A 1,151-nucleotide genomic window follows, 5' to 3' on the forward strand; every position below is an offset into this window, starting at 1 on the left:
ATAGACATCCTATCGCCAGAATATACAATAGATGAACGAACAGCACCTACTTCCGTTTCGTTTTCAGGATTAGGAACTTTAAGCGGTTGTGAAACTTCCTACCGTGTATCCGCAAATACAGTAGGAGGAGTAGGATGTGATAGACTATATTATATATGGTATAAAAATGGACAACGTATTACAGAAGGATTCGATAAAGCAAATTATACAGTAGATAATGCAAATTGGTCTAACGGTGATAAATTGAAATTACAAGTCGATTATTTAACTCGTATAGGAGGATCATGGTCTAATTTATACTCACAAGAATCAACAATAGTAAAAAACAGTTCGCCAAGTTCAATTGCAATTTCAGGATTAAAACCTTTCTGTGATTCTGATGGTATTTCTTTATCTGCTAATGTAATAGGAGGTTCTGGAAGATTTTATTATTACTGGACTAAAAATGGAACACGTGTATGGGAAGAAGGATATGATAAGTCGACTTATACTTTACAAGGTTCTCAATGGAGCAATGGCGATAAATTAAAAATGGTTGTAAGTTATCAATGCGCATCAGGTAGTTGGATAGAAACAGCTTCACAAGAATATAGCGTCAATAAAAACATTCGTCCATCAAATATTTCTGTAAATGGATTAAGAACGTTAGGAACTTGTGAGTCAGGACTTGATTTGAATGTAACTACAGACGGAGGAAATGGATCATTTTATTATGTTTGGTTAAGAAATGATATACGTATTGCGGAAGGATATGACAAGAGAAATTATAGGCTGAATAGAAGTGATTGGACGAATGGTGATAAACTAAAAGTATTAGTTCAAGTTCAATGTGCAACAGGTTCTTTTGATGGTACAATTACTTACGATTTACCAATAACCATATCTAATATACCTAATATACCTATTGTAAATAAAGAAATTATAGAACTTTGTTCTAATGAACAAACCTCAGTTACCGTTTCAGGTTTTGATTCAGGAGATCAAATAAGATGGTATAAAAACAACGTACTTACACAAGAAACAAGCAAAGATTTTTACTTGCAATCTAACAGTTGGAACAATGGTGATGTGATAAGTGCCGAATTTGTTCGTAATAATTGTGTTAGTCCAAGAAAAAATATAACGGTTTACAAAAATACTTCACCAAGTGC

Annotated in this window: 1 protein-coding gene; it reads left to right on the forward strand. The window is 33.1% G+C overall.

Annotated features, from left to right (window positions below; translation table 11 throughout):
• Positions 1-1,151 (forward strand): hypothetical protein (locus tag B0A78_RS14550; RefSeq protein ID WP_169859150.1); only part of this gene is annotated, 1,151 nt, incomplete at both ends.

Source organism: Flavobacterium columnare NBRC 100251 = ATCC 23463, assembly GCF_002530675.1.
In the GTDB taxonomy this organism is placed as follows: Bacteria; Bacteroidota; Bacteroidia; order Flavobacteriales; family Flavobacteriaceae; genus Flavobacterium; species Flavobacterium columnare.